This is a genomic window from Pandoraea terrigena, from assembly GCF_902459705.1.
Classification (GTDB): Bacteria; Pseudomonadota; Gammaproteobacteria; order Burkholderiales; family Burkholderiaceae; genus Pandoraea; species Pandoraea terrigena.
Genome location: NZ_CABPRU010000006.1, coordinates 132,458 through 154,692 on the forward strand (window position 1 = coordinate 132,458; position 22,235 = coordinate 154,692).

Sequence of the window (22,235 nt, forward strand, 5' to 3'; positions counted from 1 at the left end):
TTCTGAAACGTAGCGGTGACACGACGAATGCCACCCGACCGGCGCATTCGCGGGACATCCATAGAGACAAAAAGGGGCCGGCAATGATTCTGCCAGCCCCTGTTTGCCAAGCTTTCGCGACGCTTATTCGTAGTCGCTCATCGGCACGCAGGCGCAGAACAGGTTCCGGTCGCCGTAGACGTTATCGGCACGTCCCACCGGCGGCCAGTACTTGCGCTCGCGCAGCGACTTCACCGGGTACGCGGCCTGACTGCGGGCATAAGCGTGCGGCCATTCGTCCGCCGTCACCACATCCGCCGTGTGCGGTGCGTGCTTGAGCGGGTTGTCCTCGCGATCGGCACGACCCTCCTCCACGGCACGGATTTCCTCGCGAATTGCGATCATCGCCTCGATGAAGCGGTCGAGTTCGTGCTTCGATTCCGATTCCGTCGGCTCGACCATCAGCGTACCCGGCACCGGGAAGCTCATCGTCGGGGCGTGGAAGCCGAAGTCCATCAGGCGCTTCGCCACGTCGTCTACGGTGATGCCGCTGGTGTCCTTGAGCGGACGCAGGTCCAGAATGCACTCGTGCGCGATCAGTCCGCCCGGGCCGCTGTACAGCACAGGATAGTGCGGCGCGAGCTTCTTCGCGACGTAGTTCGCGTTCAGGATAGCCATCTCGGTGGCGGCCGTCAGGCCCTGCGCGCCCATCATGGCAACGTACATCCACGAGATCGGCAGAATCGACGCCGAGCCGTACGGTGCGGCCGACACGGCGCTGATGCCGTTGGCATCGCGCGAGTAGCCCGTCGAGTGCTGGTTCGGCAGGAACTGCGCCAGATGGGCACCCACCGCGACCGGGCCCACGCCCGGGCCGCCGCCGCCGTGCGGAATGCAGAACGTCTTGTGCAGATTCAAATGCGAGACGTCGCCACCGAATTCGCCGGGTGCGCACAGGCCGACCATGGCGTTCATGTTTGCGCCGTCGACATACACCTGACCGCCGTTCGCGTGCACGATCTCGCAGATCTGGCGCGCACCGGCTTCGAACACGCCGTGCGTGGACGGGTACGTCATCATGATCGCGGCCAGACGCTCGCGATGCTGCTCGGCCTTCGCCTGCAGATCGGCCAGATCGACGTTGCCGTTGGCGTCGCAAGCCACCACCACGACCTGCATGCCGGCCATCTGGGCCGATGCCGGGTTCGTGCCGTGCGCCGACGCGGGGATCAGGCAGATGTCGCGATGCGCTTCGCCGCGCGAGGCGTGATATGCGTGAATGATGAGCAGACCGGTATACTCGCCCTGCGAGCCGGCGTTCGGTTGCAGCGAGACGGCGGCGTAGCCGGTCGCGGCCACGAGCATCTGCTCGAGCTGGTCGATCATCGCGCGGTAGCCGACCGTTTGTTCCGTCGGCGCGAACGGGTGAATCTGTCCGAATTCCGGCCACGTCACCGGCAGCATTTCCGAGGTGGCGTTGAGCTTCATCGTGCACGAGCCGAGCGGGATCATCGTGCGATCGAGCGCCAGATCCTTGTCGGACAGGCTGCGCAGGTAGCGCAGCATTTCGTGTTCGGAGTGATAGCGGTTGAACACCGGGTGCGTGAGATAGGCGCTTTGACGCGCCAGTGCCACCGGGTAACCGTTCGAGACGGTGGTCTCTATGGTGTCGAAGTCCAGCGAGACGGCGCTCTTGCCCAAGCCCTCGGCCACCACTTCCCACAGCGCAATCACGTCGTCGCGCGTGCTCGTCTCGTCGAGCGAGATGCCAAGGGTGTCGGCGTCTTCGCGACGCAGGTTGAATCGGCGTGCGGCGGCAACCGTGTGCACCGCATCGGCACGGCCTGCCACGGGCACGGTCAGCGTGTCGAAGAACGTGGCGTTGCGCGGCGCGGCGCCCAGTGCGGCGAGGCCGGCGGCCAGCACGGCCGTCAGACGATGCGTGCGCTCGGCGATGGTGCGCAGCCCCTGCGGGCCGTGGTACGCGGCGTACATGCTGGCCATGATGGCGAGCAGCGCCTGCGCGGTACAGATATTCGACGTCGCCTTCTCGCGGCGAATATGCTGTTCGCGCGTTTGCAGCGCCAGACGCAGCGCCGGCTTGCCTTGCGTATCGACCGACACGCCGACCAGACGACCCGGCATCGAGCGCTTGAGCTCGTCGCGCGTGGCCAGGTAAGCGGCGTGCGGGCCACCGAAGCCCATCGGCACGCCGAAGCGCTGGCTGTTGCCGACCGCCACGTCCGCGCCCCACTCGCCCGGCGGCGTGAGCAGCGTGAGCGAGAGCAGATCGGCGGCGGCGATCAGCATGCCGCCCTTGGCGTGGATCGCATCGGCCAGTGCGCGGTAATCGCGCACGTCACCACCCACGCCCGGGTATTGCACGAGCACGCCGAAGGCATCGACATCGGCGGCGGCGGCCACTGGGCCGACCTGCACTTCGATGCCCAGCGGCCTGGCGCGCGTTTGCACCACTTCAATGGTCTGCGGCAGCACGTCGTCGGCCACGAAGAACGTGTTCGACTTCGACTTGCCGGTGCGCTTGACCAGCGTCATCGCCTCGGCGGCCGCCGTGGCTTCGTCGAGCATCGACGCATTGGCGATCGCCAACCCCGTCATGTCGATGATCATCTGCTGGTAGTTGAGCAGCGCTTCGAGACGGCCTTGCGAGATTTCCGGCTGATACGGCGTATAGGCCGTGTACCAGGCCGGATTTTCCAGCACGTTGCGCAGGATCACGCCCGGCGTGAAGGTGTTGGAATAGCCCTGGCCGATGAACGACTTGAACACCTGGTTCTGGCTGGCGAGCGCGCGCAGTTGCGCCAGCGCCTGCGATTCGGTTTGCGGGGCCGCGAACGGGCCGAGCGACGTGGCGAAACGCGCGCCGTCGCGACGAATCGACGCGGGCACCACGGCGTCGATCAATGCGGCACGCGACGCGTAGCCCAGCTCGGCGAGCATCGCTTGTTGTTCGGGGGTATCCGGGCCGATGTGGCGCGCGGAGAAGTTATCGCGCTGCTCAAGCTCGGAGAGCGCGCGGCGCGGCGCTTGCAGGTCAGTCAAGGCATTCATGGGTCAAATCTCTCGTTCGATCACGGCAAGTGACGGCGGGGGTGGCGGCCGGGACGATGCTGCGAGAGCCGAAGGTCTCACGGCATCGTCCGGGGGCGTCAGCCGCCGATTTTCTTGGCGTATTGTTCAGCGCTCAGCAGCTTGTCCAGCTCGGCCGTGTTCGACGGCTTCACACGGTACAGCCAGTTGCCGTAGGCGTCGGTGTTGACCAGGTCGGGCGAGCCGGACACTTCGGTGTTGGTCTCGAGGATCTCGCCGCTCACCGGCGAGTGCACGTCGGCCGCTGCCTTGACCGATTCGATCACTGCCGAGGCCTCGTCGGCCGCCACGGTACGGCCGGTGTCCGGCAGTTCGACGAACACGATGTCGCCCAGGGATTCCTGCGCGAAATCGGTAATGCCCACGGTCACGGTGCCGTCGGCTTCGAGGCGGGCCCATTCGTCGGACTCGGTGTACTTCAGGTTATCGGGGATATTCGCCATGTTGACGCTCCGGGATTCAGTGTTTGAGGTATTCGGTTATCGGTAATTCGTGTCGCCGCACCGTGGCGCCAATGTTGCTCAGGCCACCACGGCCTTGCCGTGACGCACGAATGGCAATTTGACCACACGTGCGGGCAATTGCTTGTCACGAATTTGCACATGGACGGTCGCACCATCAGGCACGTCCTTCGGCAGACGGGCAAAAGCGATCGATTGCTGCAGGCTCGGGCTGAACGTGCCGCTGGTGATCTCGCCGTCGCCCGCCTCGGTCACCACGACCTGATGCGCGCGCAGCACGCCGCCTTTGCCGTCGAGTACGAGGCCCGCGAAGCGCCACGTCTGGCCGCGCGAGAGCAGTGAATCCTTGCCGACGAACGTGCGGTCGCTCTCCTTCTCGACGGTCCAGCCCAGGCCAGCGTCAAGCGGCGACACGTCGTCGTCCATGTCCTGGCCATACAGGTTCATGCCGGCTTCCAGGCGCAGCGTGTCACGCGCGCCAAGCCCCGCCGGACGCACGCCCACCGCGACCAGCGCGTTCCACAACGCGGCCACGTGATCGGCGTTCACGATCACTTCGAAGCCGTCTTCGCCGGTGTAGCCGGTGCGCGCGATCATCAGTTCGCCGAATGCCGTGTCCTTGGCGAAGGCGGCATTGAACGGCTTGAGGGCTTCGCTCGCGGCCTGGCTGCCCGGCACCGCCTGCCACACCTTGGCGCGGGCGTTCGGGCCCTGGACCGCGACGATCGACAGATCGCGGCGCGGAATGATCGTCAGGCTGTAATCGCCATGGGCGTTGAGCTGGCCGATCCAGGCGAGATCCTTGTCGGCCGTGCCGGCGTTGACCACCACACGGAACCAGTCTTCGGCGATGAAATAGATGATGAGGTCGTCGATCACGCCGCCGCTCGGGTTGAGCATGCAGGTATAGAGCGCCTTGCCCGGGGTTTGCAGCTTGTCGACGTTGTTGGCGACGGCGTAGCGCAGGAATTCGCGGCAGCTCGGGCCATGCAGATCGACCACGCACATGTGCGAGACGTCGAACATGCCGGCGTCGCTGCGCACGGCGTTGTGCTCTTCGATCTGGGAACCGTAGTTCACTGGCATGTCCCAGCCGCCGAAATCGACCATGCGGGCGCCCGCGGCGCGGTGCGTATCGTTGAGCGGAGTGCGTTTGAGTTCGGTCATCGGAGCGTCAGGGCATCAAGGCGTCAAGGGTCGGGCATTTCGGAAAACGTCGCCCGAAAATGCAAAAAGGGGTCATCTCGACGACCGGCACTTTCCGCGTCCGGTGCGTGCGTGTGCACGAACCCGGCGCAATGCCAGTTGGCGAGATGACCCCTCTGTCCTTGGTACCTGAGAGATTGCCCGGTGCGTGCGGCGCGCTGTGCGCCATGCCGCTCGTGCCGGCCCCTTCGGTGGGCTGCCCGCGTGCCGCGCACGCTGCAACCGCTCTCCAGAGATCGAAGGCGATGCCTTCGGCGCGGACGGTCCTTGATGCCTGAGAGTTTGTGGGTATTACCCCTTCGGCGGCCCCGGCATGTGCTTCCCGGTGCGCTCTCCCGACCACGCTCGCGCACTTTACGGCGAAAGGCGAAGGCTGTCAATTTGACACAGGTTTCCTGAGCGCGAAACCGCGTCAAACACCGCCGGACGGTCACGGGCGCCTTTTTGATCGCGCCGATCGCGTTGACGATTCAACGCACCTCGCCCGGGTTCGTGCCGGCAGGACAACCGTCCTTCCCCCAGCGTCCGTTGCACACGGCCCAGAGACAGCGCTGCTTCGGTATGACCTCGTACCAGCGATAACGGGCGCACTGCGCCAGCGCCGCCGCCACGGCACCGGCCGCCGACGGTGGCGCCCCCGATGCCGCCGATGCCGCCCGCGGCTGGGCTTCGGCGGCGATCTGGCCAATGTCGTTGTTGTCGAAATGCGCGGGAAGATCGGCATTGGCCGCCGGAGGCACAGCATTGCCGGTCGTGCCGCCGGACGCGCGGCGGCCGAGCAGTCGCATCATGTCGTCCTGCGCGGCGTTGCTGGCAGCGGGCGGCGTCGGCGCCGTGGCGGCGGCGGTCAGTGCGGCGGTGGCCGCCGAAGCGGTGAGCGGTGCCGGCTGGCCGGCCGACGCGACGTCTGCGGCCGCACCGGACGCGGCCGCGTCCGCCGCTGCCAAGGCCTGCGCCCGCGCCAGTGCGGCAGACGCATCGTTGGGCGCACGGCCGGCGTCCGCCGCCGCCATGTCGCCCGAAGCGACGGCGGTCGGTGTGTTGTTACCGGCATTGAAAGGGGTGATGGTCAGCCCGTCGGGCGGCCTGGGCGTGGGGTCGACATACGGGGCGCGCAGATTCCACCAGATGCCGAGCAAGGCGATGCTGGCGAACACCGCCGTGCCGAGCACGAGCGCACCGGTGACCCAGCCGGCGGGTTCGGCATCCACGAGTCTCGCACCGCACTGCTCACAGCGCCGCGCACGCGGCGCATTGTTCGTCCCACAGGTTGGACATTGCACGGCGATCTCACCACGATGGCAATGTTTTTCATTATAGGCATCGGGTCCACGTCGACGCCAGCCTGCGGCGTCGCGCCGGCCCCACAGTTGCCCCGCGCACCGTGCCTGTCGGGCGCGCGGCGGGGCGCCTCCCGCGTGATAGACTTGCCCACCGCCTGCCCATGCATCGCATCGCCGTGCACGCGCCCTCACCGGCCCCCCGTCGTCTCCCCCTTCGCATCACGCCATGTCCTCCTTCCCGCTCAATCCTGCCCAGAACGAAGCCACGCGTTATTTCGACGGCCCATGCCTCGTGCTGGCCGGCGCGGGCAGTGGCAAGACGCGCGTCATCACGCAAAAGATCGCGTGGCTGATCGAGACGAAGGGCTTCGAGCCGAAGCACATCGCAGCCGTCACCTTCACGAACAAGGCCGCCGCCGAAATGCGCGAACGCGTGGCCAAGCAGCTCGAAGGCAAGTTGCTCACCACGCCGGGCAAGCAAGGCCGCAAGGTACCGGTCAACCAGCTCACGATTTGTACGTTCCACTCGCTGGGCGTGCAGATCCTGCGGCGTGAAGCCGAGAACGTCGGGCTGAAGCCGCAGTTCTCGATTCTCGACGCCGACGACTGCTTCGGCCTGATCCAGGAGCAACTGGGCACGACCGACAAGGCCATGATTCGCGGCGTGCAGACCGCCATCTCGCTCTGGAAGAACGGGCTCGTCACGCCCGAGACGGCGCTGGCCGCCGCCGAGACGGCCGACGAGCACCAGGCCGCCCTCGTCTATCGCAATTACATGGCCACGTTGCAGGCCTACCAGGCGGTCGATTTCGACGACCTGATCCGGCTGCCCGCCCAGCTCTTCGAGCGCGACGAGGACGTGCGCGAGCGTTGGCAGAACAAGCTGCGCTACCTGCTCATCGACGAGTACCAGGACACCAACACCTGCCAATACCTGCTGCTCAAGCTGCTCGCGGGTCCGCGTGCGGCGTTCACGGCGGTGGGCGACGACGATCAGGCGATCTACGGCTGGCGCGGCGCCACGCTCGAGAACCTCAAGCAACTGCAAGTCGACTTCCCGACGCTCAAGGTCATCAAGCTGGAGCAGAACTACCGGTCGACGTCACGCATTCTGACGGCAGCGAACAACGTCATCGCGAAGAATCCGAAACTCTTCGAGAAGAAGCTGTGGAGCGAACACGGCCTGGGCGACCCGATCACGGTCACGGCGATGAATGACGAAGAGCACGAAGCCGAGTCGGTCGTGTTTCGCCTGTCGGCGCACAAGTTCGAGCGGCGCGCGGAGTTTCGCGACTACGCCATCCTGTATCGCGGCAACCATCAGGCGCGCATCTTCGAACAGGTGCTGCGACGTGAGCGGATTCCCTACGTGCTCTCGGGCGGCCAGTCGTTCTTCGACAAGGCGGAAATCAAGGATCTGTGCGCCTACCTGCGGCTGCTGGCCAACCCCGACGACGACCCGGCCTTCATCCGTGCCGTGACCACGCCGCGCCGCGGGGTGGGCAGCACCACGCTCGAAGTGCTCGGCAGCTTCGCTGGACAGGCCAAGGTGTCGCTGTTCGAGGGCGTCTACATGGGCGCGGTCGAAGCGCGGCTGCAACCGCGTCAGCTCGAACCGCTGCGCGCGTTTTGCGACTTCATCCAGCGCATTGCAGCGCGCGCGTCGCGCGACCCGGCCAACGAGGTCATCGACGACCTGATGGAAGGGATTCACTACGAGGCGTATCTGTACGACACGTTCGACGAGCGTCAGGCGCAATCGCGCTGGACGACCGTGCTCGAATTCCTCGAATGGATGAAGCGCAAGGGCACGCGCGGCGACGAGGCGCAAACCACCGGCCTCGACAACGCCGATGGGCTCGACGACGATGGCAAGAGCCTGATGGAACTCACCCAGACCATCGCGCTGATGTCGATGCTCGAAGGCCGCGATGGCGACGATCCGGATGCCGTACGCCTGTCGACGCTGCATGCCTCGAAGGGGCTGGAGTATCCCCACGTGTTTCTCGTCGGCGTGGAAGAAGGCATCCTGCCGCACCTTCGCGAGGATGACGAAGTCACCGCCGAGAAGATCGAGGAGGAGCGCCGGCTGATGTATGTCGGCATCACACGTGCGCAGCGCTCGCTGCAACTGTCGTGGTGCAAGAAACGCAAGCGTGCGCGCGAGACCTACTCGTGCGAAGTCTCGCGGTTCGTGCCCGAGATGCAACTCGACGAAGCGCCGCCCCCGCCGCCCGAAGACGCGCCCATGTCGCCGAAGGATCGGCTCGCCAGCCTCAAGGCCATGCTCGCGGGCGGTGCGAACAAGACACCGTCGTCGTCAGGCGCGTGACTCGACGCCCGCCGGGCACGCACCACACATGAGTAGCCCCCGCAAGCGGGGGCTGGCTTGAGGAACGGCGACATCGTACCGGGGCTGTCGGCGGCGGCACGGCGTACCGTGAAGTCAATGCTTGCTGCTATTTGCCACTACCCGAAGACGTCTGATCACAAGCGGCTGCCGGACTCGACACCACGACCATCCCAACCAGACCGGTCAAACAAAGCAGAACAGCAACCAACAGTTTCCGCATAGGCTCGCCTCCACTCGTCAGGTGAAGTTTCACTATAGAAGCGCATCCTGTCGTTGACAAAGATATCTTGACCATCGACACGACGCGGGCGATAGTCGGTAAAAAACGGGCGAAACAAGACGTGAATTGCGTTGATTTCGACCCAATGCCCACACCGCCTGCGCTCACGTGACGCGTCTGGCGCACACGGCGGCGGCGCGTGTGCGGCACCGATCCCAAGACTTTGTGGAGCTGGTGCGTGAGACTGCATATCCTGTCTGACCTGCATTTGTCCGTGGCGCCGTTGGCCGCACCCGAGGTGGAAGCCGACATCACGATTCTTGCCGGCGACATCAGCCGGCCGGCGCAAGCCATCGAGTGGGCGAAGGCGCTGGGGCGCCCCGTCATCTACGTTCCCGGAAATCACGAGTTCTACGGCGCGACGCTGGCGGGCACGCTGGCCGAATTGCGGCACCTCACTGCGGGCACCGACGTCCATCTGCTCGAGCGCGGCTCGGTGGTCATTGGCGGCGTGCGATTCGTCGGCACGACGTTATGGACGGACTTCGCGTTGTACGATGCCGACGGCAAGCATGATGCCGTCGTGGAGGAGTCGCTCAAATTCGTACGCGACTTCACACGGATTCGCGTGGGCGATCCGGCGGTGCCGTGGACGGATCTGCCATGTTTCTCGCCGGACGACTGCGCGGCGCTGTGCCGTGAAAACGTCGCCTGGCTCGCGCGCGCGCTCGCCGCACCGCACGACGGCCCCACCGTCGTGGTCACGCATCACGCGCCAACGCCGCAGAGCATCCATCCCCGCTTTTCGGGGTCGCTCGTCAATCCGGCCTTCATTTCGGATTTGACCTCATTCGTCGAATCCTCCGAGGCGGCACTGTGGATTCACGGCCATACGCACGATTCGTTTGACTACCGCGTCGGTCATACCCGGGTGCTGTGCAATCCGCGCGGCTATTGTTTCGAGGGACGCGTCGAGAACGCGGCGTTCGATCCGACGCTGACGGTGCGCGTGTAATACGACGCCGCACGTCGCCGGACGCCGGAGACAAGAATCCCCGCCGAAGCGGGGATTCTTTTTGGGCGCAGGCGATAGGCGCCAGGCATGGCGCTTGGGGGCTTACTTGGCCGCGCTCACCATATAGTCGACGGCGGCCTTGACGTCGTCGTCCGACGCGTTGGCGGCACCGCCCTTCGGCGGCATGGCGTTCAGGCCCTTGAGCGCGGCGTTGTGCAGTGTGTCGATGCCGGTGGCGATGCGCGGCGCCCACGCCGCCTTGTCGCCGAACTTCGGCGCGTTCATCACGCCGCTTGCGTGGCAGGCCATGCAAACGGTGTTGTAGAGCTTCTTGCCGGCTTCGAGATTGCTGCCCGCGCTCGCGGCGGCCGGGGCGGCGGTCTTGAGCGAGGCCATGGCGGCCGCAGCGGCAGCGGCGGCACTGGCGTCTGCGCCCGAGGCAGCGACGGGTGCCCCCGATGCCGGGGCGGCCGCCGCAGCGCCCGACGCTGGCTGTGCCGGGGCTGCGGGTTCCTGGAGCTTGCCACCGGACGCGTTGGCCATGTAGACGATGGCCCGGCCGATTTCGTAGTCCGTCACGTCATCGGGGCTGGTGCCGCCGCGCGGGGGCATGGCGCCTTTTCCGGCGAGGGCGATCTTGAGCATGCCGTCGTAGCCCTGTGCGATGCGCGGGGCCCAGTCGGCGGTGCCGACCTTCGGCGCCCCTGCCGCGCCCGAGGCGTGGCAGGCGGCACACACGGCCTTGTAGAGTTGCTCGCCGGTCTGATAGACGCGTGGTGCGTTGGCGTCCTTGATTTCGACCTTGGCCACGGGAGCGATGCGCTCGGCGATGGCCTGTTCGGTCATGGCGGAGCTACCGGCGCCGGTCAGCGCGTTGTTACCCACATAATTGACCAGCAGGACGATGATGACGACCGGAACCACGAAACCCGCAACGACGGCGGCGATGAGCTGCTTGGGTGTTTTGATCGGAGACTCATGCTCGTTATGTGCTTCACTCATGCGGGATCTCTCAATAGTATTTTTGTGGAAACCGAGTGCATCACCCCGGACGGCTGGCGCCATCCGGTCAAAATATCGAGCCATTGTAGCAACAAACCCTTGACCGATGACACGCCAAGGCGGTGCGCAGACGCCGCAAAAGTCCCGTGTTTTCCCTAGCTTACGCGAAAGGCAAAGCAGTGTTTCGCGTGCTTCGTGCGCAAAGTGCGGGGGCATTGCACTCACAGCAAAACCGCGCGCGAGTCGCACTTGGCAGCGAATCGCCGCATTGTGGGGCAAGGTAATGCACGGGGCATGGACGGCGCGCGGCAAAACCGCTATGCTTCTACCTCTTTGCCTACCGGTCGCGCGTTCGCGCCTTCTTCACCGGTGGTCAGCATAGCGCCCGTAGCTCAGGGGATAGAGTATCGGCCTCCGAAGCCGAGGGTCACTGGTTCGATTCCAGTCGGGCGCACCAATAAGCACACGCACCTACGGGAATGTCCGAAGGCACTGCACAGGGCACCAGATTCTGGACGGGCGCAGCGTCGGCATCGTCAAGCTGACCCTGCCTCGATACCACGTACGGCAACTCACGCTGTCTTTTACATCACCTCGTAGGCGCAAGGCGTGCGGTATCCAATCGACCACAGCCAGAATTTCCCTCGAGTATGTGGGGACTCGAGCGAGCGCTAGCAGATCAACGCGCGATGTTATCGAGATAGTACTGAGCCGCGCGTGTGACGTGACGCTCGGCGAGCAGCGCGGCAAATGCCGCGTCGCCGGACTGCACGGCGCGCAGGATGGCGGCGTGCTCTTCCCACGTGACGCGCACTTCTTCGTCACTGGCATTCACGAACAGCATGCGCGAGCGGTCGCGCATCGAGCGCATCAACTCGGCGAGCATGGCGTTGGCGCCTGCGGCGTAGAGCAAGTCATGGAATTGCGCGTTCAGCTCGAGCAAGCCAGAGGTCTCGCCAGCGACGACCTTGGCGTTGCCCGCCTGCAGCACTTTCTCGATGCGCTTGACGAGCTCGGGCGTGCAGTGCTCAGCGGCAAGACGCGCATTCAGCCCTTCGAGCGTGGCCCGAATCTGTACCAATTCGCGCGCCGACGCCGGATCGAACGATGCGACAACCGCACCGTGCCGGGGGCGAACTTCCACCAGTCCCTCAACCGCCAGCGCCCGCAGCGCTTCGCGCACCGGCACCCGCGACACATCGAGCTCCTGTGCGATCCGGCCCTCGACCAGGCGGTCGCCGGGCCTGTAGGCCCCCGAAGTGATGGACTCGCGCAAGCGGGCAATCACCAGATCCGACAACTGCTGGTGCATGATCGGCTCGCGACCGTTTGCCCCTGTGGCTCCCCGCACCATAATTCCAATCTCCACAAACCGACCGTTCTGCGCCAGTGAACAAGCATTCCCCCGTTCCACGACACCTCAATGACCGCCGCATTTTATAGCAGCGACGGCTTTTTGTAGACTGTACACGAACCTGGAGACGTTATCGTTGCGCAGGGTCAACGGCCTGCCCCGCTCAAGGGCTATGCGGCGCATTGGGCGCAGATGCGATGAACGCGAGCATCTCCCGCCCGAGCCATGCCTCGCCCGAGTTGAAATGCGCGACGATCGACGTGTGATTGTGGCAGCGCATCTGAACGAATCGCGGCGCCACGCCTCGCGCGCGCAGCAGCGTCTGGAAAAACGCAGCGCCGTAGTCGTCGAGAAACCGGTTCTCGTATTCGGCGATGGCGATCATCGTCGGTACGGTATTTCGCGCACCGTGCGTCAGCGGCGACCGCTCGGCATAACGGCTTTCATCGGTGCCGAAGTACGCCCGCACGGGACCCGCGTTCGGATTGCGCGGACTGGCATCAGCGAACAGACGCGCACTGACCAATACCAGCCCCGCGACCTTCTCGCTCAGCCCGGGGGACGATCCGGTCAATGCCGGATCGAAAAGGCAACTCGCGGCATGCGTGCCGCCCGCCGAGTGACCGATCAGGAAGATGCGCGATGGATCGATTCGCAACCGCGCCGCTTCGGCATGCACCCAAGCGATGGCTTGCGCGACATCCTGCGCGCCGCCCGGCCAAGGCGCCTCGTCGGCCAGCCGGTACTCGACATTGATCGCCACCTTGCCCTGCCGGGCGAACCAATGGCAGACATTGTCGTATACCTCGCCATTCACGCTCTTGTTGCCCCGCACGAAGGCGCCACCATGAATGAACAGGACCGCCTCACGCAGCGCTGTCCCGCTCTCCCCGGGCGCCGCCACGGGCTCAAAAATGTCCATCACCTGGCGCGCATGCTCGCCGTATGCGACATTCCGCTCGACGTGCGGACTCTTGGGCGCCGTGGCCAGAATCGGCGTGTAGCAGTCGATGACCGCCTGTCGATGCGCAATGATGTCGTCGTTCCAGCATGGACCGAGATCGAGCATTCGCCGCCGCTGCCCGGCCGGCAAGGCGGAGAATGGCTCGGCCATGGGATCGGAGTGGTTGGGCGCGATTACCATGAGACGCTCACGTTGCCGTTGATGAACGTCTGACAGGCCATGCGGTAACCATTGGCAAGGTCCTCGGGACTCAGATGCCGCCGCTCCTTTTGCTTGACGTCATCGGTATGCTCAAGCCCCACCTCCACGCGACAACGGCACGTGCCGCACAGGCCACCGCCGCATTTGAACGGAATCCCGCCCTTTTCCCGAAGCGAGACGCGCAGCAGGTTGCTGTTGGGCGGTGCCTCGACTGTCTTCCCGCCATTCGTGATGAACGTGATATGAACCATATGACTTGCCAGCGTCTCCGGATTGCGGCGGTTGAGCCGCGCTTGTGCGTGATCGCGTCCAATGAGCGATTCGAGCGCAGCCACAGCCTCAGGCACGCTCTCGTACTTCTCGAAGCACTTCGTGGGCACCAGATTTGCGCCGCTCGGGGCCGTCTCGTCGACAATCTTCACGCGTGACTGCCCGTCGAGTCGGGCGACGACAAATGCCGCGATGTGTCGCGCGCCATAGAAGTAGTCGTGGGTCTCGACCGGCGTGATGCCAGGGGTCGGCTCGCTGCGGTATTGACCCGGTCGGCTGGTAAGTACGATGTACATTCGCTTTCCTCGTTGCGCGTTGCTTGGCAATGCGCGGCAATCAAACCCCCGCCGGGGTCTCGTCGTCCTGCGCCAGTTCGATGTCGTGCTCGATCCACAACTGACAGGCGAGACGGAAGCCCGCGTCGAGCCGATCGCCCAGTTGTTTCTTCTCTTTCCAGTTCGGCGCAGGCAAATGTTCGCTGCCCGACAGCACCCGGCAAGCGCAGCGCGCGCACTTCCCCATGCCGCACTCATAACGCAAATGAGGGAACGGGAACTGCTTGACACCCGCCCGGACAACCAAGTTGGTATTGGCTTTTACCTCGTCCCGGTACGTCTGCCCATTCCTGCGAAATACGACGACTGGCATGCATCCTCCTATCACCAAAACCCTCTCCCGCGCGCCTCGTGCCGGCGGGGCTCACCATAGCGGAGCGCATTTTTGGATACTGTATACCGATATAAAAATAAAGCCAATCCCAGTGTTGTAGATCGATCATGGATTGGCGGTTTACAAGGCATGTGCGGTAAAGGCATTTGAGCATTTCTCATTAATAGTATACCGTATACCATAAATTTCTATCCACGCACCGGACCTCGACTGATGATCCATTTGACCGACGCACAGATCGACAAGCTGATCGGCTTCGCGCAAGCCATTCCCGCACTGGAGAGCGCTTTTCGTGAGCTGGCCCGCGGGGCCGCCGCAGTGCAACGCCGTGTGCGCACCGAAGCACAGGGCACCAAACTCTCCACGCTCGGCGCGGTGCTTCCCGGAGCCGACGTTGCCGGGGCCAAGGTCTACACCACCCTTCGAGGGCAATTCAATTTCGTGATCGTATTGTTCCGCGCCTCTGACGGCGCCTGTCTTGCCACGCTGGACGCCAATGCCATCACCCGACTGCGCACCGCAGCGACCACAATGCTCGCGGTACGTGCGCTGGCGCGTCGCGGTGCACGCACGGCGGCCGTTTTCGGGACCGGTGTTCAGGGCGCGGCACACGCGCATGCCTTGGCGCAGTTCACCGATATCAAGACGTTGCACATCGTCGGGATCGAGGGAGATGCGGCGCTTGCGGCATTGCTGAATGCGACCTATGGTGCGCAAGGCGTCATGGCCCGCGCCGTGTCGACCGACGAAGCACTCGACGGTGCCGAAGTCGTCATCACGGCCACCCGCTCGACCACGCCGCTCTTCGACGGCCACGCGCTCTCGCCCGGTGCATTTGTCGCCGCCATCGGTTCGAGTCTGCCGCACACACGAGAGATAGACGACAACACGCTCGCCCGCGCGGCCAGAATCGTTGTGGAATTGCGAGAACAGGCGCGAGAAGAAGCGGGGGATCTGATGCTGGCTGCGCCAGGACTGGTGGACTGGAGCGGTGTAGCCGAGTTGGGTGATGTCCTTGAGGGCCTGACGCCTGGACGCCAACGTGACGACGAGATCGTCGTCTACAAAGCCGTCGGCTTCGGTTTGCAGGACGTGACGCTTGCTGCCCTCGCCTACAAGACATTCGTCGAGCGGGGCGCCTGACGCATCCAACGACGACGGGGCAGACCGTGTCCCCGGCCCCGTCGCCCCCCTCCATTCGCTTCAATCGACTCAGGCGGCCACCGCTTCCGGCGCAGGGCGCTGGAACGTGAAGCTGTCTGCATACAAGTAACGTACGCTGGCCCCGTTGGCGATGAACGCCCGTTTCGCTTCGGCAATCATCACAGGGGAGCCGCACAGATACACCGAGTGCTCGGAAAGATCGGGATGATCGGCGAGCACGGCATCCTGCACGTAACCCCGCGCCCCTGTCCACCAGTCGTCCGGTCGTGACAACACCGGGACATAGCGAAAGTCTTCGTGCCGATTCGCGAGCGCAGTCAGTTCGTCGTGGAGGTAGAGCGCTGCTTGCGTGCGTCCGCCCCAATACAGGTCGATGGGGGGCGCACCGCTGGCCAGCATCTGTGCCAGCATGCTGCGCAGCGGCGCGATGCCCGTTCCGGTGGCGACCATCACGATGGGCCGATAGTCGTCTTCGTGATACCCAAACCCGCCTAGCGGCGCTTCCACGTCGAGCGTGTCGCCGGGCCGTAGCGTGCTCAAGCGCGTCTGGGTGAAGTATCCGCCCTCGATGCGGCGGACGTGGACCTCCACTTCCCCAGGCCCGTCACCCGCTTCGGGCAAACACGCCATGGAGAAGCTGCGCGGCCCCGTGTCGCCGAGCAACACGTTCAGATACTGACCGGGACGGAATACCCAGGGCGCTCTCTCGCTGGATGCGAGCACCAGCCGCGTGACGTCCGGCCCGAGCGGCTCCGTGCGCACGACGCGCACCTGACGCCGCTGCGCCGATGCAGGCACATCGAGCGATCGTTCGGTGCTGATCGTCAGATCGGCGCACGCGCGGGCCTGACATAGCAGTGCGTAGCCCGCGTCGACCTCGTCTTGCGTAAGGGCGTCCGGCACGTCCTCGTATTGCACCCGCCCCTGCGCAAGCCTGACCCGGCAGGTCCCGCACCCGCCGAACTCACACTCGGACGGCAGCACGACACCCGCGCGCCGGGCTGCCTCGAGGACGGTTTCGTCGGACGTCGCCTCGAAGCTGCACTGGGCCTCGATCCATGTGACGCGATAGCTCACGGCGCACGTCTCCGTCAAAGCTTGATGTCGGGTTGCACGAGCACTTCGTGGCCGCTCTCGCGCAGCAGCGCCTGCAGTGCCGCCAGCCCGGCCAGCCCGGCCTGCGTATCTTGTTCGCCGTTGCCGCCCGACAAGCCGATGCCGCCGACCACTTGCTTGTCGACCACGATGGGGAAGCCTCCCACAAACGCCGCGAAGCGCCCCTCAAAGCTCCATTGAATACCGAATGCTTCATTGCCGGGCAGTGCCGGGCCATTCGGCGGCGTGGTGAACAGATGCGTCGAGCGCTTGTGCCCGGCGGCCGTAAATGCCTTGTTCCAGGCAATCTGCGGTCCGGTGATGCGCCCGCCGTCCATACGTTCGAGCGCGAGCGGGAAGCCGCCTTCGTCGACCACGCAGACGGATTCGAGGACACCGATTTCCTGCGAGCGCCCGATGGCCGCGGCGATCATGTGGCGGGCTTCGGCAAGTTCAAGTTTGAAGAAGGGTTTCATGGCAGAGCGAATAGGTTGACGAAGCGATGTGCGAGGCTGGCGTTAAACACCGCGATACACGGTCTTGATCTGGAGATAGAACTCGAGGCCGTCGCGTCCGGACTCCCGGAACGTCGCGGTACTCGACTGCTTGAGTCCGCCGAACGGTGCGTTGACGAGATTGCCCGTGGTCGTGCGGTTGATCTTGACGGTGCCCGCTTCGATATCGCTCGCGAACCGATGCATCAGTCGGGCATCCTGCGTGACGAGCGACGCGGCCAATCCGTAGTCGCTGTCGTTGGCCACGGCGATGGCGTCATCGTAGTCATCGACGTCGATCACCGCGATGACCGGGCCGAAGATCTCTTCTCGTGCAATTCGCGCGTCGCGCGGCACGTCTGCGAAGATCGCCGGGGTGACGAAATATCCGTGGGCATAGACGTCATGCGTGAGTGGCTCGCCGCCGCACACCAGCGTGGCCTCCTGTTTGCCGATCGCAATGTAGTCGAGCACCGTTCGCCACTGTTTCTTTGTCGCAAGCGGTCCGATATCGATGCCCGGCTGCATGCCGTTGCCAATCTTGAGTGCCGCCGTCCTGGCGGCGAGCCGCTCGACGAACGTCGCGCGAATCGCGCGGGCGACGAGCACACGGCTGGTGCCGGTACATGCCTGCCCCGTGAGGGAAAAGCCGCCCTTGATGGTCAGATCAACGGCGCGATCGATATCGCCGACGTCGAGCACGATCAGCGGGTTCTTGCCCCCTAGCTCCATCTGCGTGCGGGTGGACAGCGAGGCAGCTCGATGAATCTGCTCGCCGGCCGACGTCGAGCCAGTAAAGGAGATGGCCCGTACTTCGCGCGCACCGACCAGCGTGGGTCCGACGGCCGAAGCGTTGCCCGTCACGAAATTCAACACGCCCTTCGGGATGCCGGCCTCCACGAACGCTTCAGCCAGGCGCAATCCACTCAGCGGCGCATCGGATGCCGGCTTGAACACTACCGTGTTCCCGCACACGAGCGCCGGGGCGATCTTTCGCGCGGGGATCGAGACAGGGAAATTCCAGGGCGAGATCACGGTAACGACACCCAGCGGTTCGCGCACCGTGTATACCGTCATGTCATTGTCGTCGTTCGGAAACGTTTCGCCGCCGTACGATTGCGCCTCAATGGCGTAGTAGCGCAGTGTCTGCGCGGCGCGCAGGAACTCGTCTTTGGCAAGCGCCTTCTGCTTGCCCTCCTCGCGCGTGAGCGCTTCGCCGAAGCGCTCGGCGTGGCGCTCGAGATAGGCGGCGGCGTCGAGCAGTACCTTGGCGCGAGCGCCCACCGACAGACGCTTCCAGGAAGCGAATGCCGAGGCGGCCGCGCGCACGGCAGCTTGCGCATCGGCTTCGCCCGACGCCTGGAAATGGCCAACGACGTCGCGCGTGTCGGCCGGGTTCAGGTTCTGGAAGGTGGCGCCCGTGAGGCTCGCGCACCATTCGCCGTCGATATAGTTCAGGAATGTCGGAACGGTCGTCATGAAAGCTGCGTCCTGCAAGAGGTCTTCAACACCCGCGCCGCCGCGAGATGCGTTTTGCGGCTTGCTGTCGAGGGCGGCGGCACGGCAGAGCGTCGTTCAGGCGGCCAATCCCAGTTCGGGCAGCGGCACCTCGTTCTCGACGTAGTCGTAGTACAGCGCGGTCGTGTACAGCAGGCGCATCTGCGCACCGATCTCGCAGATCTTCAGGCAACGCTGCTGCAATTCAGGCGTGTTCGCGTTCTCCAGCACGATCTGGTAACCCCGCTCGCCATGAATCTCGTCCGAGACGATGTGCAAATCGAAGAACTCGACTTCCTCATCGGTGAACTTGTACGTTTCGCGCAGCGTGGGCGTCTGCTTGCGATAAATCGACGGCACTTGCGATTCCAGACCGACGACCAGCCCGGCCACCGCCACCACCGGGTCTTCACGCATGGCGACCGCATAACACCAGCTTTGCAGTCCGCGCGTCGTCGGCGACATGTTGTCCGGGTCGACGACCCGCTCGCGCGTCGTGCCGCACGCCTCGGCAAAGCGGATCAACAGGTCCGTGTGACGATCGCCGCCAATCTCCTCTTCGTACATGTTCGCGAGCAGGAAGTCCTTGGCCTCGGTCATGTGGTCCGGCGTACGGGCGTATAGATAGCCGAGGTAATCGGCGAACGGCCCCACGTAGTGATAGTGGTTCTCCGCCCAGCGAGCGAGGTGCGCCCGCGATAGCTTGCCGCTTGCCCACGCGATGCTGAACGGTGCCTTGTTCGCGCTCTTGCCCTTGATTGCTTCTTCGAGTGCCGCGCGGAAGGTTTCGCGGTCCATCAGTTCAGCCATGTCTTGCTCCTTGGTTTCAGGTGGATCCCCCGCTCCCCCTTTCATGATGGGAAGAAGCGGGGTGATCTGTTATTTTGGTACACTGTATACAGTTTTGGCGGAAATGCCAATACAACAATTTGTGTGCGCGGGACGTCCCGCAAAAACGGAGAAAAGATCAGTCGGCAGCGCGGCCGATGGCACCCGACACAGAGGCGTGAACGGTGCGCGAATCGTCGTGGCTTGCGTTCACCGGTTCGATGGCGTCGAGCTTGATGCCGTTGGTCTCGGGCAGCATGATGGCCGCAATGATGACGAGTCCGTAGCCGGCGGCAGCCACGATGGGGATGGCGACCGTGAGCGTCGTGTGACCGCTGGCGAGCCAACCGGCGACAAACGGAAATACCGAGCCGATAACGCGCCCTGCGTTGTAGGCCACGCCATAGCCGGTAGCGCGAATCTCATGGGGATACGTCTCCGAGATCGTTGCCGCGACACCCGCGAACGTTCCCTGCATCAACACGCCCATCAGGAAGCCCAACACCATCATCACGGGCACTGGCGCCGGAATCAGCATGTAAGCGATGCTCATCACGAACGCGCCGATGGCGAACAGGATGTAGGTCGGGCGACGGCCAAGCCTGTCGGTCGACCAGGCCCCCACGGCATAGCCCACGATGGAGCCGCAGATGGTGATGGCCAGCCACAGGCCCGTGCCCGTCACCGACAGTCCGCGTTCGGTCTTGAGCCACGTCGGCATCCAGGTGGCGATCGCGTAGTACGAGCCGAGCATGCCGCCCGAGAGCAGACTGCACCAGAGCGTGCGAGCCGCAAGGCTGCCGCTGAACACGCTTCGGATCGTCTTGAGCGGGCTGGTCTGACGGCGCTCGGCCATCGTGCGAGTAAAGGCCTCCGGCTCCTCCAGATTCCGGCGCAACCAGAACACCATCAGGGCCGGCGCCACGCCGATGAACAGGCACACGCGCCAGGCCATCTCTGGCGGGAACCAGTTGAAGATCGCGCTGTAAGCGAGTGCCGCCAGTGCCCAGCCGAACGAATAGCTGCTTGCCGTGAAGCCCGAGAACTTGCCACGGTGGGCCGGATTGCGGATCGTCTCCATGACCAGCACCATGCACAGCGACGATTCGCCGCCGAAGCCCAGGCCCTGGATGACGCGCATGATGGCCAGTTGCGTCGGCGAATTGGTCAGGCCGCAGCCAAAACACGCCAGCGCGAAGATCGCGATGGTCCAGCGCAGGATGCGCACGCGACCATAGCGATCCGCCAGCAGGCCCGCACCGATGGCACCCACCAGCGAGGCGATCAGCGTATAGGTGACGATGCTGCCTGCAGTTGCCTTGCTCATGCCCCACGTTGTGAGCAGTACTGGGATGAGGAAGGAATAGATCATGAAGTCGTAGACATCGACCGTATGGCCGATGAACGTGCCCGCAAAGGCGCGCTTCTCGTTTCTCGATAGTGAACTGAGCCAGGACATGAAGGTGTCCTCCTTGGTGGGTCGTGGGTTTCGTTGGGAAGGTCAGGCGGGTGGTGCAAAGGCGTAGCCGGCGGCCTCAAGCAATCTGGCTACATGGATCGAGCGCAGGTCGTGATACAGCGGCGCCACGATCTGCACCCCCACAGGCAGCCCTTGTGCCGTGCGTCCCGCGGGCGCAACGGTCGAGGGCAAGCCGCACAAGCCGGAATGCCCGGCCCAGAAAAGTTGCGTCGTGAGGGGCTGCGCGCGCCCGTTGACCTCCAGCGTGCGTTGCCAGGGCGCGCCCTCCTCATCCAGCACGAACGCGGGCGTGGCCGCCACGGGGCACAGCAGCACGTCAACGCGCTCGAACAACTCGCGCCACGCGGCCGCAAAACGCTCTCGTAGCGGCTGCAATCTAAGCCAGTCGCGATGCCGCATGGCCGCCCCCACGTACTGAAGCGACGCATAACGCATGTCGTCCGCCGATGTCCGGCCGGCCGCCGTCACGGCGGCTTCGAACGCGTCGTCGCCAAGATAGCCGCACGTCGATGCCCGCAGCATCAACGTATACACACGCATCAGTTCGGCGGCGTCCAGCGATGGGCAGGCATTCCAGAGCACCTGCGCACCACGGCGCTCAAGATCCTGCCCGAGGTGCACGATCGCCTGCTCCACCTCGGCGTCGACGTCGGCAACCGGGTGATTGGGCAAAATGCCGAAGCGAATCTGGCGCAGGTCGGTTGCCTGACAGCGTGGCAGTTCGAAGCGCACGGCGCAGGCCGCCTCTGCCGGCGGACCGGCAATCGCGGAGAGCACCACTTCGAGGTCGGACGCGCTGCGTGCCAGCGGACCCGCAACGTTGATATCGGGAAACGCCACACCGCCCGGCAGGCCATGGCCGTCGAGGGGCACGAGACCGTGCGTGCTCTTGTGCGAGAAGATGCCGCAGTAGTGTGCGGGGTTACGAATCGACGATCCGATGTCGGAGCCGACATCGAAAAAGGCCATGCCCGTGGAGACGGCGGCGGCGCTGCCGCCCGACGAGCCGCCCGGCGTGCGGCGCAAATCGTGAGGATTGCGCGTGGTGCCGTAGACGTCGTTGTAGCTCTGCCAGTCGCGCAGGTAGATCGGCACGTTGGTTTTGCCGAGCAGGATCGCACCGGCATCCGTCAGCCGTTGCACGACGCTTGCATGTTGCGCCGCAATATTGTCGGTGAATGCCGGATCGCCGACCGTTGTGGGCCAGCCCTTGACGTCGAACGACTCCTTGATCGTGAACGGGACGCCATGCAACGGCCCCCGGACCAGGCCAGCGCGCAGCTCCGTGTCCCGCTGCCTCGCGACGGCATATGCTCGCTCGAAGTCGCTGACCACCACCGCGTTGAGTTTCGGATTTGATCGCCGCCAGACCGCTTCGCATGCGGCAACGAGCGCCTCCGACGTGACCTCACGGCGCCGCAACGCCTCCTTCCCCGCTGTCACCGTGGCGTAATGCCATTGCGGAGCGCCGGGCGAGTGCCATGACGCGATATCGTCGTCGAGCGAGTCGACTGCAGGATTTGTCATGATGGAGAATCCATTTCAGTATTCTGTATACCATCGATGAACAAATTTTCGCTGTCAAGCCA

At 64.6% G+C, this 22,235-nt stretch carries 18 protein-coding genes, 1 tRNA gene and 2 riboswitches; of the genes, 4 read left to right on the forward strand and 15 right to left on the reverse strand.

Translation table 11 applies throughout. The features are described 5' to 3' along the window. Positions 1-123: 123 nt before the first annotated feature. The 4 genes from gcvP to PTE31013_RS14415 all read right to left on the reverse strand — a co-directional run bounded on the left by gcvP (position 124) and on the right by PTE31013_RS14415 (position 5,968). The gene (gene gcvP / locus PTE31013_RS14400; RefSeq protein ID WP_150613480.1) at positions 124-3,051 is read right to left on the reverse strand and encodes an aminomethyl-transferring glycine dehydrogenase; all 2,928 of its coding nucleotides are present in this window, start codon (positions 3,049-3,051) and stop codon (positions 124-126) included. Positions 3,052-3,149: 98 nt separating this feature from the next. Next, positions 3,150-3,533 (reverse strand): glycine cleavage system protein GcvH, encoded by a 384-nt coding sequence (gene gcvH / locus PTE31013_RS14405; RefSeq protein WP_150613481.1) that lies wholly within the window; start codon positions 3,531-3,533, stop codon positions 3,150-3,152. Between the two features lie 78 nt (positions 3,534-3,611). Continuing rightward, positions 3,612-4,718 carry a glycine cleavage system aminomethyltransferase GcvT gene (gene gcvT, locus PTE31013_RS14410; RefSeq protein ID WP_150613482.1) on the reverse strand — a complete coding sequence of 369 codons (1,107 nt, stop codon included), beginning with the start codon at positions 4,716-4,718 and terminating at the stop codon, positions 3,612-3,614. 145 nt (positions 4,719-4,863) lie between these two features. Then, positions 4,864-5,000, reverse strand: a riboswitch (glycine riboswitch). 8 nt (positions 5,001-5,008) lie between these two features. Continuing rightward, a riboswitch (glycine riboswitch) is annotated at positions 5,009-5,105 on the reverse strand. Positions 5,106-5,227: 122 nt separating this feature from the next. Continuing rightward, positions 5,228-5,968, reverse strand: a complete 741-nt coding sequence (locus tag PTE31013_RS14415) for a hypothetical protein (protein WP_150613483.1) — start codon at positions 5,966-5,968, stop codon at positions 5,228-5,230. A gap of 298 nt (positions 5,969-6,266) precedes the next feature. On the opposite strand from PTE31013_RS14415, the gene PTE31013_RS14420 reads away from it, so the two are divergent. Together PTE31013_RS14420 and PTE31013_RS14425 are read left to right on the forward strand one after the other, a co-directional pair. After that, complete coding sequence (locus tag PTE31013_RS14420; RefSeq protein ID WP_150613484.1) at positions 6,267-8,372, forward strand: UvrD-helicase domain-containing protein; 2,106 nt, start codon at positions 6,267-6,269, stop codon at positions 8,370-8,372. Between the two features lie 479 nt (positions 8,373-8,851). Then, on the forward strand, positions 8,852-9,628 hold the full coding sequence (locus PTE31013_RS14425; RefSeq protein WP_150613485.1) for a metallophosphoesterase: 777 nt from the start codon (positions 8,852-8,854) through the stop codon (positions 9,626-9,628). 102 nt (positions 9,629-9,730) lie between these two features. On the opposite strand, the gene PTE31013_RS14430 is transcribed toward PTE31013_RS14425, so the two are convergent. Next, positions 9,731-10,630: a c-type cytochrome gene (locus PTE31013_RS14430; protein WP_150613486.1), complete on the reverse strand. Its 900-nt coding sequence runs from the start codon at positions 10,628-10,630 to the stop codon at positions 9,731-9,733. A 381-nt stretch (positions 10,631-11,011) separates the two neighbouring features. On the opposite strand from PTE31013_RS14430, the gene PTE31013_RS14435 reads away from it, so the two are divergent. Continuing rightward, positions 11,012-11,087, forward strand: a tRNA-Arg gene (locus PTE31013_RS14435). 222 nt (positions 11,088-11,309) lie between these two features. On the opposite strand, the gene PTE31013_RS14440 is transcribed toward PTE31013_RS14435, so the two are convergent. From PTE31013_RS14440 to PTE31013_RS14455, 4 genes are all read right to left on the reverse strand, one after another. Then, on the reverse strand, positions 11,310-11,942 hold the full coding sequence (locus tag PTE31013_RS14440) for a GntR family transcriptional regulator (protein WP_246174573.1): 633 nt from the start codon (positions 11,940-11,942) through the stop codon (positions 11,310-11,312). 205 nt (positions 11,943-12,147) lie between these two features. After that, positions 12,148-13,128: an alpha/beta hydrolase gene (locus PTE31013_RS14445; protein ID WP_246174575.1), complete on the reverse strand. Its 981-nt coding sequence runs from the start codon at positions 13,126-13,128 to the stop codon at positions 12,148-12,150. Further along, the gene (locus tag PTE31013_RS14450) at positions 13,122-13,400 is read right to left on the reverse strand and encodes a 2Fe-2S iron-sulfur cluster-binding protein (RefSeq protein ID WP_150613580.1); all 279 of its coding nucleotides are present in this window, start codon (positions 13,398-13,400) and stop codon (positions 13,122-13,124) included. The genes PTE31013_RS14445 and PTE31013_RS14450 overlap by 7 nt, the downstream gene beginning before the upstream one ends. Positions 13,401-13,755: 355 nt before the next feature. Further along, positions 13,756-14,067, reverse strand: a complete 312-nt coding sequence (locus PTE31013_RS14455; RefSeq protein WP_150613488.1) for a 2Fe-2S iron-sulfur cluster-binding protein — start codon at positions 14,065-14,067, stop codon at positions 13,756-13,758. A gap of 234 nt (positions 14,068-14,301) precedes the next feature. On the opposite strand from PTE31013_RS14455, the gene PTE31013_RS14460 reads away from it, so the two are divergent. Next, positions 14,302-15,231, forward strand: a complete 930-nt coding sequence (locus tag PTE31013_RS14460) for an ornithine cyclodeaminase family protein (protein WP_150613489.1) — start codon at positions 14,302-14,304, stop codon at positions 15,229-15,231. Positions 15,232-15,300: 69 nt separating this feature from the next. Here PTE31013_RS14460 and PTE31013_RS14465 read toward each other — a convergent pair whose 3' ends face one another. The 6 genes from PTE31013_RS14465 to PTE31013_RS14490 form a co-directional block, all read right to left on the reverse strand. After that, positions 15,301-16,329 carry a 2Fe-2S iron-sulfur cluster-binding protein gene (locus PTE31013_RS14465; protein ID WP_150613490.1) on the reverse strand — a complete coding sequence of 343 codons (1,029 nt, stop codon included), beginning with the start codon at positions 16,327-16,329 and terminating at the stop codon, positions 15,301-15,303. 14 nt (positions 16,330-16,343) lie between these two features. After that, positions 16,344-16,823 carry a GlcG/HbpS family heme-binding protein gene (locus PTE31013_RS14470; protein ID WP_150613491.1) on the reverse strand — a complete coding sequence of 160 codons (480 nt, stop codon included), beginning with the start codon at positions 16,821-16,823 and terminating at the stop codon, positions 16,344-16,346. A gap of 42 nt (positions 16,824-16,865) precedes the next feature. Further along, a complete protein-coding gene (locus PTE31013_RS14475; protein ID WP_150613492.1) occupies positions 16,866-18,320 on the reverse strand; it encodes an aldehyde dehydrogenase family protein in 1,455 nt (484 codons plus the stop codon). 96 nt (positions 18,321-18,416) lie between these two features. Continuing rightward, a complete protein-coding gene (locus tag PTE31013_RS14480) occupies positions 18,417-19,148 on the reverse strand; it encodes an iron-containing redox enzyme family protein (protein ID WP_150613493.1) in 732 nt (243 codons plus the stop codon). 157 nt (positions 19,149-19,305) lie between these two features. Next, on the reverse strand, positions 19,306-20,625 hold the full coding sequence (locus tag PTE31013_RS14485; protein WP_150613494.1) for an MFS transporter: 1,320 nt from the start codon (positions 20,623-20,625) through the stop codon (positions 19,306-19,308). Between the two features lie 42 nt (positions 20,626-20,667). After that, the gene (locus PTE31013_RS14490) at positions 20,668-22,173 is read right to left on the reverse strand and encodes an amidase (protein ID WP_150613495.1); all 1,506 of its coding nucleotides are present in this window, start codon (positions 22,171-22,173) and stop codon (positions 20,668-20,670) included. Between the last annotated feature and the right edge of the window lie 62 nt (positions 22,174-22,235).

Coding starts and splice junctions, on each gene's coding strand:
- gcvP (WP_150613480.1), bottom strand. CDS start 3,051: ATGAATGCCTTGACTGACCTGCAAGCGCCGCGCCGCGCGCTCTCCGAG.
- gcvH (WP_150613481.1), bottom strand. CDS start 3,533: ATGGCGAATATCCCCGATAACCTGAAGTACACCGAGTCCGACGAATGG.
- gcvT (WP_150613482.1), bottom strand. CDS start 4,718: ATGACCGAACTCAAACGCACTCCGCTCAACGATACGCACCGCGCCGCG.
- PTE31013_RS14420 (WP_150613484.1), top strand. CDS start 6,267: ATGTCCTCCTTCCCGCTCAATCCTGCCCAGAACGAAGCCACGCGTTAT.
- PTE31013_RS14430 (WP_150613486.1), bottom strand. CDS start 10,630: ATGAGTGAAGCACATAACGAGCATGAGTCTCCGATCAAAACACCCAAG.
- PTE31013_RS14440 (WP_246174573.1), bottom strand. CDS start 11,942: ATGCACCAGCAGTTGTCGGATCTGGTGATTGCCCGCTTGCGCGAGTCC.
- PTE31013_RS14445 (WP_246174575.1), bottom strand. CDS start 13,128: ATGGTAATCGCGCCCAACCACTCCGATCCCATGGCCGAGCCATTCTCC.
- PTE31013_RS14450 (WP_150613580.1), bottom strand. CDS start 13,400: ATGGTTCATATCACGTTCATCACGAATGGCGGGAAGACAGTCGAGGCA.
- PTE31013_RS14455 (WP_150613488.1), bottom strand. CDS start 14,067: ATGCCAGTCGTCGTATTTCGCAGGAATGGGCAGACGTACCGGGACGAG.
- PTE31013_RS14460 (WP_150613489.1), top strand. CDS start 14,302: ATGATCCATTTGACCGACGCACAGATCGACAAGCTGATCGGCTTCGCG.
- PTE31013_RS14470 (WP_150613491.1), bottom strand. CDS start 16,823: ATGAAACCCTTCTTCAAACTTGAACTTGCCGAAGCCCGCCACATGATC.
- PTE31013_RS14475 (WP_150613492.1), bottom strand. CDS start 18,320: ATGACGACCGTTCCGACATTCCTGAACTATATCGACGGCGAATGGTGC.
- PTE31013_RS14480 (WP_150613493.1), bottom strand. CDS start 19,148: ATGGCTGAACTGATGGACCGCGAAACCTTCCGCGCGGCACTCGAAGAA.
- PTE31013_RS14485 (WP_150613494.1), bottom strand. CDS start 20,625: ATGTCCTGGCTCAGTTCACTATCGAGAAACGAGAAGCGCGCCTTTGCG.
- PTE31013_RS14490 (WP_150613495.1), bottom strand. CDS start 22,173: ATGACAAATCCTGCAGTCGACTCGCTCGACGACGATATCGCGTCATGG.